Origin of the sequence: Tritonibacter aquimaris (genome assembly GCF_009617595.1) — a bacterium.
Classification (GTDB): Bacteria; Pseudomonadota; Alphaproteobacteria; order Rhodobacterales; family Rhodobacteraceae; genus Epibacterium; species Epibacterium aquimaris.
The window spans coordinates 72575-90405 of the sequence record NZ_WIXK01000007.1; the positions used below are offsets into that span (position 1 = coordinate 72575).

General features: G+C 55.7%; 15 protein-coding genes and 1 tRNA gene. 6 read left to right on the forward strand and 10 right to left on the reverse strand.

The window, feature by feature from the left end:
* Positions 1 to 60: 60 nt before the first annotated feature.
* The 7 genes from GG681_RS13725 to GG681_RS13755 form a co-directional block, all read right to left on the reverse strand.
* On the reverse strand, positions 61 to 267 hold the full coding sequence (locus GG681_RS13725) for a cold-shock protein (RefSeq protein WP_153548593.1): 207 nt from the start codon (positions 265 to 267) through the stop codon (positions 61 to 63).
* 418 nt (positions 268 to 685) lie between these two features.
* Entirely contained in the window at positions 686 to 2353 is a 1668-nt protein-coding gene (gene ettA, locus GG681_RS13730) for an energy-dependent translational throttle protein EttA (RefSeq protein ID WP_153548594.1), read from the reverse strand.
* Between the two features lie 207 nt (positions 2354 to 2560).
* On the reverse strand, positions 2561 to 3289 hold the full coding sequence (locus GG681_RS13735; protein WP_153548595.1) for a sulfate/molybdate ABC transporter ATP-binding protein: 729 nt from the start codon (positions 3287 to 3289) through the stop codon (positions 2561 to 2563).
* Positions 3289 to 4089, reverse strand: coding sequence for a sulfate ABC transporter permease subunit CysW (cysW, locus tag GG681_RS13740; RefSeq protein WP_153548596.1), 801 nt, complete (start codon positions 4087 to 4089; stop codon positions 3289 to 3291). The genes GG681_RS13735 and cysW overlap by 1 nt, the downstream gene beginning before the upstream one ends.
* Before the next feature lie 3 nt (positions 4090 to 4092).
* A complete protein-coding gene (gene cysT, locus GG681_RS13745; RefSeq protein ID WP_328593389.1) occupies positions 4093 to 4935 on the reverse strand; it encodes a sulfate ABC transporter permease subunit CysT in 843 nt (280 codons plus the stop codon).
* A 65-nt stretch (positions 4936 to 5000) separates the two neighbouring features.
* Positions 5001 to 6032, reverse strand: coding sequence for a thiosulfate ABC transporter substrate-binding protein CysP (gene cysP / locus GG681_RS13750; RefSeq protein WP_153548597.1), 1032 nt, complete (start codon positions 6030 to 6032; stop codon positions 5001 to 5003).
* 303 nt (positions 6033 to 6335) lie between these two features.
* Positions 6336 to 6425 (reverse strand) — tRNA-Ser (locus tag GG681_RS13755).
* Positions 6426 to 6758: 333 nt separating this feature from the next.
* Between GG681_RS13755 and GG681_RS13760 the strand changes: the two genes are divergently transcribed.
* From GG681_RS13760 to GG681_RS13785, 6 genes are all read left to right on the forward strand, one after another.
* Positions 6759 to 7562: a DeoR/GlpR family DNA-binding transcription regulator gene (locus tag GG681_RS13760; protein ID WP_153548598.1), complete on the forward strand. Its 804-nt coding sequence runs from the start codon at positions 6759 to 6761 to the stop codon at positions 7560 to 7562.
* A complete protein-coding gene (locus GG681_RS13765) occupies positions 7559 to 8623 on the forward strand; it encodes an ABC transporter ATP-binding protein (RefSeq protein ID WP_214645145.1) in 1065 nt (354 codons plus the stop codon). The genes GG681_RS13760 and GG681_RS13765 overlap by 4 nt, the downstream gene beginning before the upstream one ends.
* An 82-nt stretch (positions 8624 to 8705) precedes the next feature.
* Complete coding sequence (locus GG681_RS13770) at positions 8706 to 9983, forward strand: ABC transporter substrate-binding protein (RefSeq protein ID WP_153548599.1); 1278 nt, start codon at positions 8706 to 8708, stop codon at positions 9981 to 9983.
* A gap of 75 nt (positions 9984 to 10058) precedes the next feature.
* Positions 10059 to 10934 carry a carbohydrate ABC transporter permease gene (locus GG681_RS13775; protein WP_153548600.1) on the forward strand — a complete coding sequence of 292 codons (876 nt, stop codon included), beginning with the start codon at positions 10059 to 10061 and terminating at the stop codon, positions 10932 to 10934.
* The gene (locus GG681_RS13780) at positions 10931 to 11737 is read left to right on the forward strand and encodes a carbohydrate ABC transporter permease (RefSeq protein ID WP_153548601.1); all 807 of its coding nucleotides are present in this window, start codon (positions 10931 to 10933) and stop codon (positions 11735 to 11737) included. The genes GG681_RS13775 and GG681_RS13780 overlap by 4 nt, the downstream gene beginning before the upstream one ends.
* Positions 11738 to 12212: 475 nt before the next feature.
* The gene (locus GG681_RS13785; RefSeq protein WP_153548602.1) at positions 12213 to 12923 is read left to right on the forward strand and encodes a trypsin-like serine peptidase; all 711 of its coding nucleotides are present in this window, start codon (positions 12213 to 12215) and stop codon (positions 12921 to 12923) included.
* A gap of 90 nt (positions 12924 to 13013) precedes the next feature.
* Here the strand turns inward: GG681_RS13785 and GG681_RS13790 are convergent, their stop codons facing one another.
* From GG681_RS13790 to GG681_RS13800, 3 genes are read right to left on the reverse strand one after another with little or no spacing between them, the layout of a single operon-like run.
* Positions 13014 to 14183 (reverse strand): HlyD family efflux transporter periplasmic adaptor subunit, encoded by a 1170-nt coding sequence (locus tag GG681_RS13790; protein WP_153548603.1) that lies wholly within the window; start codon positions 14181 to 14183, stop codon positions 13014 to 13016.
* Positions 14180 to 16456 carry an ATP-binding cassette domain-containing protein gene (locus tag GG681_RS13795; RefSeq protein WP_153548604.1) on the reverse strand — a complete coding sequence of 759 codons (2277 nt, stop codon included), beginning with the start codon at positions 16454 to 16456 and terminating at the stop codon, positions 14180 to 14182. The genes GG681_RS13790 and GG681_RS13795 overlap by 4 nt, the downstream gene beginning before the upstream one ends.
* A 26-nt stretch (positions 16457 to 16482) precedes the next feature.
* Positions 16483 to 17787, reverse strand: a complete 1305-nt coding sequence (locus tag GG681_RS13800; RefSeq protein ID WP_153548605.1) for a TolC family protein — start codon at positions 17785 to 17787, stop codon at positions 16483 to 16485.
* Positions 17788 to 17831: the final 44 nt, after the last annotated feature.

Below are 17831 nucleotides of genomic sequence, written 5' to 3' on the forward strand. Positions count from 1 at the left end.
GCCTAAAACAAAAACAGCCCACCAAAGGGCGGGCTGCAATCAGTATAGATCGGGGTTGGCTTAGGCCAGTTCGATCTGATCCGCGCTTTCGCGACCGTCACGGCCTGCGCGCAGTTCAAAGTTTACTTTCTGGTTGTCGGCCAGACCGGTGAGGCCTGCGCGTTCTACAGCAGAAATGTGGACAAAGATGTCTTTGCCGCCATCGTCAGGTGCAATAAAGCCGTAGCCTTTGGTGGTGTTGAACCATTTTACGGTGCCTGAGGGCATCGGTTTACTCCAAGTTGTTGCTGCCCGCGTTGGTGCGGCAGCCCGGCATTCAAGTCTTGATCGAAAGACTGAACGCCGCCCAGTGGGGACAACAGCAGGTCGATAAAGAAGCAGTAGCGCCTATAGGTATGGCAGCCGAAATCCCATGCGGCAAGAGATTCTGGCGGGGAGAAGCAGGGATTTTGGGCCCTTTAGGTGTTTTCTCGTAAGGATTTTAGGGTTCCGTGGGGCCGTAAATCCATGAGGTTGTGAAGGCTTATGCATTCCCCCAATACCCGGTGCTATATTGATATATTAACTCAATAATCGTCTGCAAAAGGGCAATGTCTTCAGCCATGTTGCCATAGGCTACGCAGTCTTCCTGCTGAAAAGGAAAAAGCCCCGTCAGGGGCTTTTTGATAGTGACCAAAGGTTTGGTTTAACGCACAAACTTCTTGTGCTTCAGGCGCTTGGGTTCAAGCGCATCTGGGCCAAGGCGGCGTTTCTTGTCTTCCTCATAGTCTTCAAAGTTGCCTTCGAACCATTCCACATGGGCGTCGCCTTCAAAGGCGAGGATGTGGGTACAGATCCGGTCGAGGAAGAAACGGTCGTGTGAAATCACCACGGCGCAGCCTGCGAAATCAACCAGCGCATCTTCAAGCGCACGCAGGGTTTCAACATCAAGGTCGTTGGTCGGTTCGTCGAGGAGCAGCACGTTGCCGCCCTCTTTCAGCAGGCGTGCCATGTGGACACGGTTGCGTTCACCACCGGAAAGAAGGCTCAGCGGCTTTTGCTGGTCGCCGCCTTTGAAGTTGAACGAGGAGCAATAAGCGCGGGAGTTCATCTGCGCATCGCCCAGCTGAATGATCTCGGCACCGCCAGAGATCGCTTCCCATACGGTTTCATTGTCCTTCAAATCGTCGCGCGACTGATCCACGTAGGACAGCTTGACTGTGTCGCCAAATTCAACGCTGCCCTCGTCAGGTTGTTCTTGGCCGGTCAGCATTTTGAACAGGGTCGATTTACCAGCGCCGTTGGGGCCGATCACGCCGACAATACCACCGGGCGGCAACGAGAAATCCAGACCTTCCACCAGCTGTTTGTCGCCGAAATGTTTGCCCAGGCCAGAAACTTCGATCACCTTGGAGCCCAGGCGTGGACCATTGGGGATGACAATCTGAGCGCGACCGATTTTTTCGCGCTCGGACTGGTTGGCCAGATCGTTATAGGCCGCGATACGGGCTTTGGATTTTGCCTGGCGGGCTTTTTGACCCTGGCGCATCCATTCCAATTCGCGTTCCAGCGTTTTCTGCTTGGATTTGTCTTCGCGTGCTTCCTGCGCCAAACGTTTGGATTTCTGTTCCAGCCAGCTGGAATAGTTGCCCTCATAGGGGATGCCGCTGCCGCGGTCCAACTCCAGGATCCAGCTGGTGATATCGTCCAGGAAATAACGGTCGTGAGTCACACAAAGGATGGTGCCCTTGTAATCGATCAGGTGCTGTTGCAGCCAGGCGATGGTTTCCGCATCCAGGTGGTTGGTCGGTTCGTCAAGCAGCAGCATGTCAGGCGCTTCGAGCAGCAGTTTGCACAGCGCGACGCGGCGAAGCTCACCACCGGAAAGGTCTTCGATTTTGGCGTCATCCGGGGGGCAGCGCAGCGCTTCCATGGAAACGTCAACCTGGCTGTCGAGATCCCAAAGATTGTCCGCGTCAATTGCATCTTGCAACGCGGTCATCTCTTCCATCAGCTCGTCGGTGTAGTTTTCAGCCATCTCAACCGCGATCTGGTTGAAGCGGTCGACCTTGGCTTTCTTCTCAGCCACGCCCAGCATGACGTTTTCGCGCACCGACAGGCTTTCATCCAGCTTCGGTTCCTGCGGCAGGTAGCCCACTTTGGCACCTTCTGCGGCCCAGGCTTCACCGGTGAAGTCTTTGTCCATACCGGCCATGATCTTCATCAGTGTCGATTTACCAGCGCCGTTGACGCCGACCACACCGATTTTCACACCGGGCAGGAAGGACAGGTGGATGTTTTCAAAGCATTTCTTGCCACCGGGGTAGGTCTTGGAGACCCCCTGCATGTGGTAGACATATTGATAGGCCGCCATGGCAAAGCTCCGTCAAAGAGGGGAATGAGTTTGGCAGGTGTGATAGCGGATGGGGCGGCGGGGGGCAATGGAAGAGCGCGCCTGAGCGGCAGAAGCGGGCCACAAGGGTGGCGACATGTGGATACGCGCAGCCCCTTGGGCGGGCCTGGGCCACAGATCTGCCGCCCAGTTGATAGTGTTTTGCGTCGCTGTATCGCCGGGTCGCTATTATTGTTCCATGCGGCCAGTGATAGAGCGTACGAAATCGGATTTCGGTTCGGCATCAATCACTTCTGGGCGGTCGAATTGTTCAATACGGCCCTCGTTCATTACTGCAACACGATCTGCAAGCGCCCAGGCCTCAGACCGATCATGGGTGACCATAATGGCACCAACACCCGCCTTGCGTTGAAGTTCACGCACGGATCCACGCAAAGATTGGCGCACCTGTGCATCCAGCGCGCTGAAGGGTTCATCCATCAACAACAGCCGCGGCTCAATCGCCAAAGCACGCGCCATCGCCACCCGCTGGCGCTGACCACCAGACAGTTGGGCCGGAAACCGTTGAGCCAGGTGTGGCAGCTCGATCATTTCCAAAAGCTCATGCGTGCGACGGAGGATCTCTGATTTCGACGGGCGCGACTTGCGAGGCATAACCCGCAGGCCAAAGGCCACATTGTCCGCAACTGTCATATGGCGAAACAGCGCGTAGTTTTGAAATACAAAACCAAAATGGCGCTCTTTTGCCGGGCGATGGGTGATGTCTTCGCCGTCAAAGTCGAGCCGCCCCTGATCCGCATGGGCAAGCCCTGCGATAATATTCAGAAGGGTTGTTTTTCCTGAACCAGACGGGCCAAGCAGCGCAATGAATTCGCCTTCTTCCATCGAAAGCGAAACCCCTTTGAGCACCTTGGTGTCGTCAAAGGATTTGTGGATATCAAGTGCTTGAAACGTCATCAGTGCGCTTCCTTTTGCGGGCCAAACCGGGTGAGAATGCTGCGCAACACCAAAGTGACCAGCGCAAGCGCGGTCAGGACAGTGGCGGCGGCAAAAGCGCCGGTGGCATTGTAGTCATTATACATGAGTTCGATCTGCAGCGGCAGCGTCATGGTTTCGCCACGGATGGCACCGGCGACAACGCTCACGGCGCCAAACTCCCCCATGGCGCGCGCCATGGTCAGGACCACGCCATAGGCCAGGCCCCATGAAATATTGGGCAGTACAATATGGCGAAACATCTGCCAGCCATTTGCGCCCAGCGTGATCGCGGCGCGTTCTTCGTCTTCGCCGGTGACCATCAGCACGGGCAGCACTTCGCGCATGACAAAGGGGCAGGTGACAAAGGCGGAAACAAGTACGATGCCCACAAGGTTGAACATCAGCTGAATACCAAACGGTTCAAGCACCGCGCCCACCGGCCCATATGCGCCATAGACCATCAAGAAGCAGAGACCTGCGACGATTGGGGACACCGCAAAAGGAACCTCGATCAGGATCAGCAAAACGCGGCGTCCCGGGAAGCGGAAGCGGGCAATTGCCCAGGCTGCGGCCACCCCAAACACAACGTTCACCGGCAAAACCAACAGTGTCGCAATCACCGTCAGGCGGATGGCGGCAAGGGTCTCAGGATCCAGAATAGCAGTCTTGTAGACATCAAACCCTTCAGCAAACGCACGATGAAAAATCGCAGCGACCGGCAGGATGACCATCAGCCCCAAAAAGGCCAGTGAGAGCAAAATCAAAACGATACGTGCCATGATCTATGCTCCTGTCCGCAGGTATCGCTGCATGCGGGTCTGCGCGACATTGATCACCACCAGCAACACGATTGAAACCAGCAACAAGGTGCCTGCGACAGCGGCAGCCGCCGGGTAGTCGAATTCATCCAAGCGGATCAGGATCAGCAGCGAGGCGATCTCGGTTTTGTAAGGAAGGTTGCCCGCAATAAAAATCACCGCGCCAAACTCACCAAGTGAGCGCACAAATGACAGCCCGACCCCGGTCAGAATGGAGGGCATCAAAGGGCGCAGGATCACCCTCGTAAACTGCTGAAACCCGCTTGCACCAAGGGTCAGGGCGGCAGCTTCTTCATCTGGGTCCAGTTCTTCGATCGCGGGTTGAATGGCGCGCACTGCAAAGGGGATCGAGGTGAAAATCATCGCAATCATGATGCCCCACCACGTGTAGGCGACCTGTAGGCCCAGATCGTCAAGGATACCACCGATCCAGCCCGAGCGATCATAAAGCGCAACCAGTGCAATGCCCGCGACGGCGGTGGGTAGGGCAAAGGGCAAATCCACCAGCGCGTCAATAAGGCCGCGCCCTCTGAATTCATAGCGCGTCAGCACCCAGGCGAGTATCAGCCCGAAAACGCCATTGATGCAGGTCGCAAGGGCAGCTGCCGAAAAGGTCACCCGCAAAGCAGCAAGCACCCGGTCGGAACTCATGATGCGCAGATAGTCACCAAAAGAAAGCTGCATGAGCTGCCACAGCAGCCCGGAAATCGGCAACAGCACGATCAGCGTTACAAATAAAACTGAGATCCCCAAAGACAGGGACAGCCCGGGCAGAACCCGCGGGCTGTTTCGAAAAAACACGGCCACCGTAATTTTCCTTTAAAAACAGAGATCCACGGCTGATACGCACCAGCCGTGGATCTGAATTTAGATCAGTTGCGGAAGACTTTTTCCAAAGTGCCACCATCACCGAAGTGTGCTTTTTGCGCCTCGGCCCAGCTGCCAAACACTTCTTCCACAGTGATCAAACGGACCTCTGGGAATTGGTCAGCTGTGGCTTCGATCACCTCAGGATGATGCACGCGGTTGTTAAACGACGCGATGATTTCCTGTGCTTTCTTGCTGTAGAGGAAATCGAGATAGGCGTTGCCGACCTCTACCGTGCCTTTTTTCTGCGCGACCTTTTCAACCAGCGCGACCGGGAATTCAGCCAGCAGCGATACGGCCGGAACCACACGTTCATAGGCGCCTTCTTCTTCGGCTGCGCGGATGTTTTCCACTTCGGCCTCAAAGGTGATCAAAACATCACCCAGACCACGCTCAACAAAGCTGGTGGTGGCACCACGGCCGCCGGTGTCAAAGACCACAACGTTTTTCAGGATTTTGCCGACAAATTCCTGTGCTGCCGCGTCATCGCCGCCGAATTTATCCAGCGCATAGGCATAGGCCGCCAGATAGGTGTAGCGCGCATTGCCGCTGGTTTTGGGGTTGGGGAAGACGATGGAAACATCTTCGCGCACCAGATCATCCCAGTCGGCGATGTTTTTCGGGTTGTCGCCACGCACCAGAAACGCGGGCAAGGAATAGTAAGGTGACGCGTTATTGCCGAGGTCTTTTTGCCATTCTTGCGAGACAAACCCTTTGTCCGAAAGGATCTGCACATCAAGAACCTGGTTGAAGGTCACCAGGTCGGCTTTCAGACCCTGCAAAATTGCGCGGGCTTGTTTGGAGGAACCTGCGTGGCTTTGCTTGATTGTCAAAGCTTCGCCGTTTGTGCTGTTCCACTGCTCAACAAAGACAGGGTTCAGTGCGGCATAAAGCTCGCGGGCGATGTCGTATGACACGTTCAGGATTTCGCGGTCTTCTGCATTTACGGGGCTAGATAGCGTTGCCGCGACGAAGGCGGCGGCGCTGAGGCTGCGTTTAACAATTTTCGAAGACCAGAGCATGGAAGTTTTCAGCATCAGTTCTATCCCTTGTCTGATTTTTCGATCGCAAATTGAACACTATTTCGTGATTCACAAGCCCGTGAAATTATTCAGGGTAGGTTGGTCTAAAAATAGTCGGCGACAGGAACAAATGTTCTACTGACGCGAAAGATGGAGGAACGGTTCTTAGGGTTGTCTGATTGGGCTCTGATCGCAAGTTGAAGCTGAAGAGGGGCAAGCGAGACAGCTACCGGGAGCGGTCGTTCGAGTGCAGAGTTTCGCACCTATTTCCACGCTTTGTTTCAATCTCTTGAAAATGGTCGCATCACAGCGTGATGATGGCGGAGACGAAGGGATTCGAACCCTCGATACCGTTTCCGGTATACTCCCTTAGCAGGGGAGCGCCTTCGACCACTCGGCCACGTCTCCGCTGACCCGTATATTGGGCAGAACTCTGGGAAACAAGGCCAAAACAAAGCTTTTGTGAATTTTTCTTCTGAGGGGGCAATGAATGGCAAAAGAACCTAAGAGAAAACCGAAGATACCGGTATTTTTGAGGAAAAAGCTAAATATTGTCATTGGGTTAATCCGAGAGGGGGCGCGTTGCGCGAACCCGCTGCGCGCAGTGCTATATCAGTGTGGGGCGAAATTCGCGGCATAGCCGGGCTTGGTTCGGCTGACCTTAGGGTAGCGCCGTGCATCGTCGTCATATTGCAACAAAGCTGTCACCGCAGTTTCATCTGAAATGCCTATCGAGCTCATATGAAAGTGAGCGCAGCAAAAAACACTCCCGAGGACTGGGGCACCGAACGTCAAGCTCAGGTGGCTGAGATCGTGCGTGCCAAAGGTCATGCGAAGGTAGAAGAGCTGGCGCGCTTGTTTGGCGTCAGCGCACAGACCATTCGTAAAGACGTGAACGCAATGTGTGAGCGGGGGCTGTTGCGCCGGGTTCACGGTGGGGTTGAGCTGTCTCCAACCAGTGCAGATCATTATGCGTTGCGCCGGATCCTTAATATCACCCCAAAGCGCGCGATTGGACAGGCCGCGGCACAGCTGATTCCTGATGAATCCGCATTGGCGGTTTCAATTGGGACCACACCGGAAATGGTGGTGGCGCAGCTGGGGCAGCACGCGGGGTTGCGCATCTTTTCCAACAATATGCACGTGGCGATGACTGCGCATGGGTTTGCAACCGCATCGGTGACAATTCCGGGCGGAACCCTGCGGCCCTCAGAGGCGGATATCGTGGGGCCCTCTGCGGTGAATTTCTTTGATGCATACCGTTTCGACATCGGGGTGTTTGGCGTCGCGGCTGTGGATGATGACGGTGGGCTGCTGGACCTATGTGAAGAGGATGTACGCTCGCGCGATGCGATCTCTCGCAATGCGGATCTGCGCATTTTGGTCCTGGACGTTTCAAAGTTTCAACGCCGCGCCCATGCGCGTGGCGGCCATATCTGTGATGTGGATCATGTGGTCTGTGATCAGCGCCCTCCTGAGCCCATGTGTCAGATGCTGGCCGAGGCGAATGTCGCGCTGACAATCTGTGAGGAGGCACCGGTATGAGCCAAATGTCAGGTCGGGCTATCACCCTGAAGAAAGTCAATAAATTCTGGGGCGACGTGCGTTCATTACAGGATGTGGACCTTGAGATCCCTGCGGGTAAGTTCACCGCTATCCTTGGCCCATCCGGGTGCGGGAAATCTACCACGTTGCGCGTGATCGCCGGGCTTGAGGATGTCAGCAGCGGCAGTGTTGAAATTGGCGGCCGTGACATCACCACCTTGGCGCCGTCACGGCGCGATTTGTCGATGGTGTTTCAGTCTTATGCGCTGTTTCCGCACCTGAGCGTGGCTGAAAACATCACCTTTGGCCTGAAAGTGGCCCGTATGCCGCGGCGTGCGCGACAAGAGCGTTTGCACGAGGTGGCGGAACTTTTGGAGCTGTCGCCCTATCTTGATCGCAAGCCCGGTGCCTTGTCTGGTGGGCAACAGCAACGTGTGGCGCTGGGGCGTGCAGTGGTGTCGCGTCGTCCTGTGTGTTTGATGGATGAGCCGCTTTCCAATCTGGATGCGCGGCTGCGTGATGAAATGCGCCGTGAAATCCGCCGTCTGCAGCGCGCGCTTGGTTTTACCATGGTTTATGTGACCCACGATCAGACCGAGGCCATTACCATGGCGGATCAGGTGGTGCTGATGAACCAGGGTCGGGTTGAACAGGTCGCAAGCCCGCAGGATATCTATACCTACCCGGCCACACCTTTTGCCGCGCGTTTCATTGGCACGCCTCCGATGAACTTGATTTCACCTGCGGCTTTTTCCGATCTTTCGGGCGCACCAGGCGAATTTGTAATTGGTGTGCGCCCGGAGACCCTGTTTCTCGATCCAAACGGCCCTCTGCAGGCAGATGTGCGTGGGGCGGAATTCTTGGGATCAAATACGCTGCTTGAGCTTGAGGTAGCGGGGCAACGCCTGCTTGTAAAACTGCCAGGAAACCACGCGGTAGAGCCGGGCCAGCAGCTGCGTTTTGGTCTGGCACCAGATGCCGTGCACCTCTTTGATACTCAGACAAACGCCCGCGTTGAAGATCGCGCACTTGTTGCGCGTATCGCGGGGGTGACCGCATGACCTGTTCATTTTCATACACCCGAAATCCCTCGGGTTGTTCCTGCCGGGCAAAAACCGGCTTCTTTTTCTGCGGAGAAAACCCATGCTGATGACCAAACTCAAAGCGGCCAGCGCCGCTCTGGCATTTGCGGCTGCGCCTGCAGCGGCTGATGTCGATCTGCAGTTCTACTTCCCGGTTGCTGTTGGCGGCGCGGCGGCCAACACCATCGAGGAGCTGACCCAGGAATATGTGGCGGCCAATGATGGCGTGAACATCGAGGCAATCTATGCCGGTTCCTACCAGGATACCGTGGCCAAAGCGCTGACAGCTGCCCGCGGCGGCAATGCCCCCCAGCTGAGCGTGATCCTCTCGGTCGACATGTATACAATGTATGATGAAGACCTGATCCACGCGTTTGATGAATTTGCCACCACTGACGAAGACAAAGCCTGGCTCAAATCTTTCTATCCGGCGTTTATGGAAAACAGTCAGATCGACGGTAAAACCTATGGCATCCCGTTCCAGCGCTCTACACCGGTGCTCTATTGGAACAAAGAAGCGTTCAAGGCGGCTGGCCTTGACCCCGAGCACGCACCTGAAACCTGGGCCGAAATGGTTGAGATGGGCAAGGCGCTGACGGTCAAGGATGCGTCCGGCAATGTCGACCAGTGGGGCGTGCGTATCCCATCGTCTGGTTTTCCTTATTGGCTGTTTCAGGGCCTTACCACGGAAAACGACGTGATCCTCGCAACTGATGGCGGCACCAAGACCAACTTTGACGACCCCAAAGTGGTAGAGGCGCTGGAGTATCTGGTGGATCTGTCGAAAACCCACGAGGTTATGGCGCCAGGCATCATTGAATGGGGCGCAACGCCCAAGGCTTTCTTTGAAGGTCAGACCGCGATGATGTGGACCTCCACCGGCAACCTGACCAATGTGCGCAAAAACGCTCCGTTTGACTTTGGTGTTGCAATGCTGCCTGCCAACAAACGCCGCGGTGCGCCAACGGGTGGTGGTAACTTCTACCTGTTCAAAGGCTCTGATGAGGCACAAACCAAAGAAGCGTTTGAATTCATCAAATGGATCACCCAGCCAGAGCAGGCCGCCAAATGGTCAATCGCGACCGGTTATGTGGCACCAAGCCCAGCGACCTGGGAAACCGATGTGATGAAAGCCTACACCGCTGATTTCCCACCTGCACTTGTTGCACGTGATCAGCTGGAACATGCGGTTGCAGAACTGTCGACCTATGAAAACCAGCGTGTGACCCGCGTGTTCAACGACGCGCTCGCCGCTGCAATCACCGGTGAAAAAACCGCCGCAGACGCGCTGAAAGAAGCACAGGCACAGGCCGAAGCTATTCTGAAGCCTTACCGCTAAACCTTACCCCCCACGGCTCGCGCATCAGTCAGATTTGGCAGTGCGCGGGCCACCTTCCACCAAAGGACACGTGATATGCAAAGGACAAGACAGTGGATCCACGCCTGGCTGCTCTTGCTGCCAGCCTTTGTATTTCTTCTGGCCTTTACCCATCTGCCCGCGATCACCACGCTTTGGAACAGTTTCTGGACCACCGCACGTGGACGTAGACCCAGCCGTTGGGCCGGGATTGATAACTATGAAACCATGTTGGCAGATCCGGTGTTCTGGAAAGTGCTCACCAATAATCTGTGGTTTGCGCTGGGCACTATCCCAACCTCTATTGCGATTGCTTTGATGATGGCGCTTTGGGTCAATCAGAAACTCATGGGGCGCAGTTTCGTGCGGATGGCGTATTTCACCCCAACGGTGCTGCCGATGATCGCGGTCGCCAATATCTGGCTGTTTTTCTACACACCCGGATTTGGTCTGTTTGATCAGGTAACCGGTTTTTTCGGGGCCGCCCAATCCAATATTCTGGGCCAAGGCGACACGGCGCTGATTGGGGTGATGGTTGTGACCATCTGGAAGGAGGCGGGTTTTTTTATGATCTTCTACCTCGCCGCGCTGCAAACCATCCCACCCAGTCTGATTGAAGCTGCCCGTATTGAAGGGGCAGGGGGCTGGACCATCTTTCGCCGCGTGACCTTCCCGCTTTTGATGCCGACCACCTTGTTTGTGTCGGTAAATGCTGTGGTGAATTCTTTCCGCATGGTCGACCACATCTTTATCCTCACCGGGGGCGGGCCGGACAATGCGTCGTCGCTGCTGCTCTTTTATATATACGAGAGCGCGTTCCGATTTTGGGACACGGCCTATGCGGCAACATTGACGGTGATTTTGCTGGCGCTCTTGGCGGCGTTGGCGATCGGGCAGTTCTTCTTTTTTGATCGCAAGGTGCACTACAAATGAGCCTGGACCGCGTGTTGAACATTGTGGGCGCATGGGCGCTGGCGCTGATTTGGGTGCTGCCATTGGCCTATGCGGTCTGGACGGCGTTTCACCCGGCCGCCTATGAAGCGCGGTTTGATCTCTTTGCGCCGCTGACGCTTGAGAATTTTTCCAAGGCCTGGGAAGCGGCCCCATTTGGGCGATACTTCTTTAATACATTCGTTTTGGTCACCTCGATCCTCTTGGGGCAATTCATCCTGTGTACGCTCGCGGCTTACGCCTTTGCGCGCTACCAGTTTCCAGGACGCGGGGTGTTGTTTGCACTGGTGCTGGTGCAGCTTATGGTGATGCCTGACATCTTGATTGTCGAAAACTACAAGCTGATCCGGACGCTGGACCTGATAGACACAATCCCAGCGATCGCTTTGCCCTATATCGCGTCAGGGTTTGGCATCTTCTTGCTGCGGCAAACCTTTTTGTCGGTGCCAAAGGAGCTGGAAGAAGCAGCGCAGATCGAAGGCATGTCGTCGCTTGGCGTTTTGCTAAAGGTATATGTGCCACTTGCGGTCCCGACCTACCTTGCCTTTGGTCTGGTATCTGTCAGTCACCATTGGAACAATTTCCTGTGGCCTCTGATTATCACCAACTCGGTTGACACCCGGCCGGTGACGGTGGGGCTTTCGATCTTTGCGTCGATCGACTCTGGGGTGGAGTGGAGCGTGATCAATGCTGCGACCCTGATGACCTCAGCTCCGCTGCTTTTGGCGTTCCTGCTGTTTCAGCGCCAGTTCGTACAAAGCTTCATGCGCGCAGGTATCAAATAGAATCTAAGCGCAATAGATTCGGAAAATCAAAAAACGGCGCTCCTGGACAAGGTATCTGGCCTGCAAAACCAGCCAATACTTGGTTGTGGAGGCTAAGAGTTAACGCGCGAGCGGTAACCAAAGGGTTCGCCTGTTAGATTTATTGCCACAGTCCCGCCGCATTCCCAGGGGATTCGGGTAGGAAATACACGATCCAGCGGCTCTATAGCCTGTTTGAAGACCACGGCAGCTTAAGAATTCTTTCCAAAAAGCATATTTGATTACAGGGGTTTAATTTAAATTGTCTGCAAAAATGTTAATTTTACGTGCCAAATGGCCGATTGTTGCGATGATGGAAGCGTTTTAACACTGGGGGTTAGTGTTTTGTTAAGTCTGCCGCAATCTATCCACAAAACTGTCTTGGGGTGGCAGTTTTGGGCCACATTCCAGCCGCACCACTGAATGAAATTGTTGACGTGGGAAGTTGGAGTGGAAGATGAGACAACTATTAGCAGTTGTTGCAGCATGCCTGACGCTGGGCATGTCCGGGGGTGTATCTGCACAAGATGCCTCTGGTAGCCGGGCTGCCACCGGCTGGGAAGCCGTTGGACGGCTGAATATTTCCGGGCGCAACATGTGCACCGGGGCGCTGATTGCGCCCAACTTGGTGCTGACAGCGGCGCATTGCCTTTATGATCCAAGATCAGGCCGTGCAGTAAATCCAAATTCGATCCGGTTTGAGGCTGGTTTGAACGGGCGCTACGCAAAAGCAGCGCGTCAGGTGGTCAAGGCAGTGGTACATCCACAATATGTGTTCCGGCCAGTCGGGGATGCACAGGTGGGTCATGATCTTGCAGTGTTGCGATTGGATCGACCGATCAGCACAGAACATATTCAACCGTTTGCGACCTCGTCGCAGGCTGCGCGTGGTGATGCGGTTGGGGTGATGTCATACAGCTATGAACACCGGGATCGGCCAAACTGGCAGCAGCCCTGCCATGTTCTGGCGCGCAAGGGCAAAACCATGGTGATGACGTGCCGGGTGGAATACGGCGCCTCGGGCTCACCGGTATTTGAGGTCTCGCCGGGACATCCGCCGCGCCTCGTCTCTGTCATCTCGGCAAAGGCCGCGATGGGGAACCAGCGTGTGTCCATCGGCACCGCAATCGACAACAGCCTGTGGGATTTGGTGCAACGCGCAGGTTAGATCGCCCGATCAAAGATCAGGCAACCAAAAGTATTTTACAGTTCTTGTGTGACCCGCTGTCAGAACGACGCGGGTTTTTGGTTTTGCCGCTTAGGGCTCGCGCAATGCGTCCTTGGATTTGTAGAGTGGCTTTAACAGATACTGCAGCACGGTTTTCGACCCGGTTTGCAATTCAGCGATTGCGCGCATCCCAGGCCGGATCTGAATGTCGCGCTGACGCTCGGTAAAGCTTGCGCGGTCCACCTTGAGCGTCACCCGGTAATATGGTTCGGCGCGGGGATTGCGATCATCTTCAAACGTATCTGCCGAGACAAAATCCACCTTGCCTTTGAGCGCGCCATAGATGGTGTAATCATAGGCGGACAGCTTGATGGTGGCGTCCTGGCCGGGCTGCACACTGGCGATGTTTTCAGGCTTTACCCGCGCTTCGACAAACAGCTCTTCGCCAAGCGGGATGATTTCAAAAATTTCATCACCCGGGCGGATCACCCCACCGATCGTGGTAACCGCCATATTGTTGACCACACCCTGCATGGGCGACGTGATAATCGTACGCGACAGCTGGTCTGAGGCAATGCGCAGCTCTTGGCGGTGCGACGTCAGCATCTGCAGCGTTTCAGAATATTCTTCGGCGAGCTGTAGTTCCGACTGTGTGCCAATTTCATTGAATTTGGCTTTGGCGTCGGTGGCGGCTTTTTTGGCGCGGTTTACTTCGATCAGGGCCACGATACGCTGTTTATGCAGCCGCTCCATATTGGCGAGCTCTTCTTGCAGCTGGTCGCGGATCTGTTTTGCACTTGATCGCCGACTGTTAAAGTCGGCCTGACGGGCGCGCAGCAGGGCGCGTTCAGATGCTAGGATATTTGGGGAGCGTTGTTGCAGCTCTGGCGACACTTCAAATTCAAACGCACCTGAAGCTTCTGCCTCAAGCCGGTATTGTTTGATTTCCAAGGCGTCGATCTGGTCTTGCAGGTCATCAGCTGTGGTTTGGAACCGTGTGGCTTGCAATCGGGCCAGTACCTGCCCGGCCTCGACTTCATCGCCCTGGCGCACATAAAGTTCAGCCAGAATGCCGCCCTCAAGGTTTTGAATGATCTGGGAGCGTGAAGAGGACACAACCTCGCCATCCGCGCGCACAATCTCATCGATCCAGGCAAAAGCCGCCCAGATCAGAAAGATCAGGACGGCGCCAGCAGCAATATAGATGATACGGCTTGCGCCCAGTGAATTGCGCGCAAGCTCTTGTTGCATCGGCGTCATTTTTTGTCCCCTGCGGCCAGATGCGCCAGAACCTGATCGCGTGGACCGTCCACAACCATGCGACCTGCCTGCAGGATCAAGGTACGGTTTGTGAGCTGCAGGATTGGCATCCGGTGGGTGGCGATCACCGCCGTTCGGCCCTGTAGCCAAGTGTCCAGACGGCTGACCAGAGTGCGCTCCAGGGTCTGATCAAGCGAGGCAGTGGGTTCATCCAAAAGCACGATTGATGGGTTTTGCAGCCATAGCCGCGCCCAGCCAATCGACTGGCGTTGACCGATCGAAAGACCACCGCCGCCATCGCTGATTTCCAGATCGAGCCCTTTGTGGTGGTTGCGCACATAGGCCCCAAGACCAGAAAATTCGAGCGCAGCCATCAGGCGATCATCATTGCGTTCGAGCAAGTTCATATTGAGGTTTTCACGCAGGGTGCCCGCAAACAGGCGAATGTCCTGGCTGAGATAGCCGATATGGCGGCGCAGATCGCGCGGGTCGATCTGGTTCATGTCGGTGCCGTCAATGATCACCCGACCCTGATCTGGTGCATAAAGGCCCGTCAGCAATTTCAGCAATGTGGATTTACCAGAGCCGTTTACGCCCAGAATGGCCACGCGTTGTCCCGGTTTGATTGCCACAGCCGGTACATCAACGGTGGGGGAGCCATCTTCATCGTAGCGAAAGACCACTTCGCGCAGTTCAAATTTACCCTGCAGGCTTTCACGGCGCAGATAAGTGCGGTCATCGGATTTCTCCTGCGCCGCATCCGCGATGGCATCCAGACCCTCGAGGGCTGCTTTGACGTTGCTCCAGCGCGCCATTGCGCCGGCGAACTGGGTCAACGGGGCAAGCGTGCGGCTGGTCAGGATGCCGGTGGCGATAATGGTGCCCACGGTGAATTCACCTTTGAACACCATGAACGTGCCAAACACCACCGCAGCGATATAAGTGAACTGCTGAATACCTTGCGACCAATAGGTCAGTGCGCTTGAAAGGCGACGTTGTTCTGTTGCGGAATGCGATGACAGCGCGGTTAGCTCATCCCAAAGCCGCATGACACGGTCTTCGCCGCGCTGGGTTTTGAGCGTGTCGAGCTCGGTGATCACCTCATGCAGTAGACGTCCCGCCTTGGCGTTTGCCCCTTGAGTTTGACGTGTCAGGGTGATCATGCGGCGCTGCATGAAATAGGCCGGCGCCAGCATCAGCACTGCACCAAGCACAAGCACCCATACAATCGAACCCGCAATAGAGGCCACCAGCAGTAGGAAGATCGCGATAAAAGGAATATCGGCAAGCGTGGAAATGGTCGAAGAGGTGAAAAACTCCCGCACCGCGCCAAAATCGCGCATCGCTGCAAATAGGCCCGAGGGCGGCAGAGGTTTCTTGTCAGATCGCATGCCAATCAGGCGGCGCATCAGGTTGCGCTGAACCGAGAGTTCAATCTGACGCCCGGCTGCATCGGTCAGACGGGCGCGGGCAACTTTCAACAGCCCTTCGAGGCCAATTGCAAGCATAGCGCCCACAGCCAGCACCCAAAGCGTGGCTTGCGATTGATGCGGTACAACGCGATCATAGACCTGTAGCGAAAATAGCGCGACTGAGACGGCCAGGATATTGGCCACAAGCGAGCCCAGCATGATCTCAATCACCTGACGGCGATATTTCTGGAACTCTCCCCAGAACCAGTGATTGGCGCGTAGATTGGGGGTGTGACGCTCAGCTATTTGGTCGAACGAAGGCTGCGCCGCCAGCGTTGCCCCAGTGAAATAAGGCTGAAAGTCGGACACTGGCACATCGGCGCGATGCTCTGCGCAGGTGAGATCAAAGATATTGAGCGTGTCGCCATCCTGAGCAAGGACCAGAACACATTGGCCATTGTTCATCATGGCAACTGCGGGCCAGGCGTCGGGTTGCATACGCACATTGGTTGAAACCACTGGGTTCAACCCGGTGGAATCCAGCGCGCGCGCCATTGTTTCGAAGGTCTGATCGCCGGGATTGTTGCTCCAGAGGAAATCGGCCAGATCGCTTGTTGGGGCTTCAACGCCGTTAATAGCCGCCAGTGTCGATACCAATGTTGCGCGATGCTGAATGCGCGAGGACGTGCCCTCGATCAGCGAGTGCACTTCGGACCGTTCATCGCCGCTTTCGAGCTTGATATCATCAAGCTGTACTTCTGCAGCCAGGATTTCCGGCTCAGACGAGGGCTGATCTACATCGTCAGCTGTACTGCTGGTCACGGCACGCAAAATCGGGCGGTCTGATTGATCTTGTTCCATATCGCCTGTCTTCGGGGTGGGCTCGGTCAAATCTTGTCCCCATCTGCCAGAAGTCCTTGATCGCGCGCCATTTCTAGCTGGATCTGAATGACTTCATACTTTGCATCGATGCGGCTCAATTCTCGGCGCACGTATTCTTCGTAAATGTTAATCACGTCCATAACCGATCTTTGACCAGCTTCAAACTGCGCTTTGAACAGTTTGTATGTCTCGTGGCTGGTGCGGGCCAGGCGTGCGGTTTCTTCTTCCTGGCGACGGAAAGACGACAACCTTTGCAGTTGGCGCGCATAGGAGCGGCGTGCATCTTCCTCGGCTTCACCAATCTGGCGGCGCGCAACTTCCTTGGAGGCCTCGATTGCCTGAATAGCTGCGGGCGTGCCAAGCCCCAGGGGCTGGCCAACACCGGCCGTTACGCCAATACCGGATCCGTCACTGGTGATATTGCCCGCCGCAGAGACCTGCGGCAGCAGTCCTGCCCGCTCCATCTTGGCCTGCGCAACGGCGCGGTTGGCCTCGGATTGTGACAGCAACACATTCAGATAACCTGCCGCTTCGGGCGGTGTGCCAATAGACAGATGCTGTGGACGCGCGTCGAAATCTTGCCCTGTCAGCGCATAAAGCTCGGCGCGGGCCGTGGATGCACCCTCTTGCGCAGTGGCTGCGCCCGAGCGCAGACCACCGATCTTGCTTTGCACCACCTGCAGATCAGAACGGTCAGAAACGCCACCTTCGACGCGGCCAATGACCACGCGTTCGAATTCGTGCATCTGGCGTACAGCCTTATGACCAAAGCGCGCTTTTTCATCATCGCGCTGTCCAGCGATATAAAGACCAACTGCGGTCTCCACCCGGCTGTTTTGATCAACAGAGAGGTTCACAGCGGCAACTTCAACATCTGCTGCTGCAAATTCGCGCTCTGCCTTGCGGCGCCCATTGTCAAAGAGCACCTGCTCGATCAACAGCCCAGCCACCATATCGCCAAGATCCGTCAGGCTGACGGTTGGTCCAAGCGTAGGCAACCAGTTCTTGGAACGTGCCTCGGCGCGCAGTTTGGCGCTGATCAGCTCTGCCTCTGACGCTCGTGCGGATGCGCTCAATGCGGAATCCGCGACAGTCTTGTAGATACTACCTTCTTCGAGAAGCGATCGGCGCACCAGAAGGTCCTGAATGACTTCTGAGGGTTGTTCGGATTGTGATTGATCAAAGTTGCCACCGGAAGGCCCGTTGGCATCGGAAAAATCAGCCTTCGGTCCAAGGATCGAAGAACTGTCTGTGCAGCCCAGAACTGTGCTGAGTGCAAGAATACTAATAAAGGAACGCGCCAGCCGCATTCTGTCCCCGCCGTCAAAAGTGCCTGTATTGAGCCGACAACATG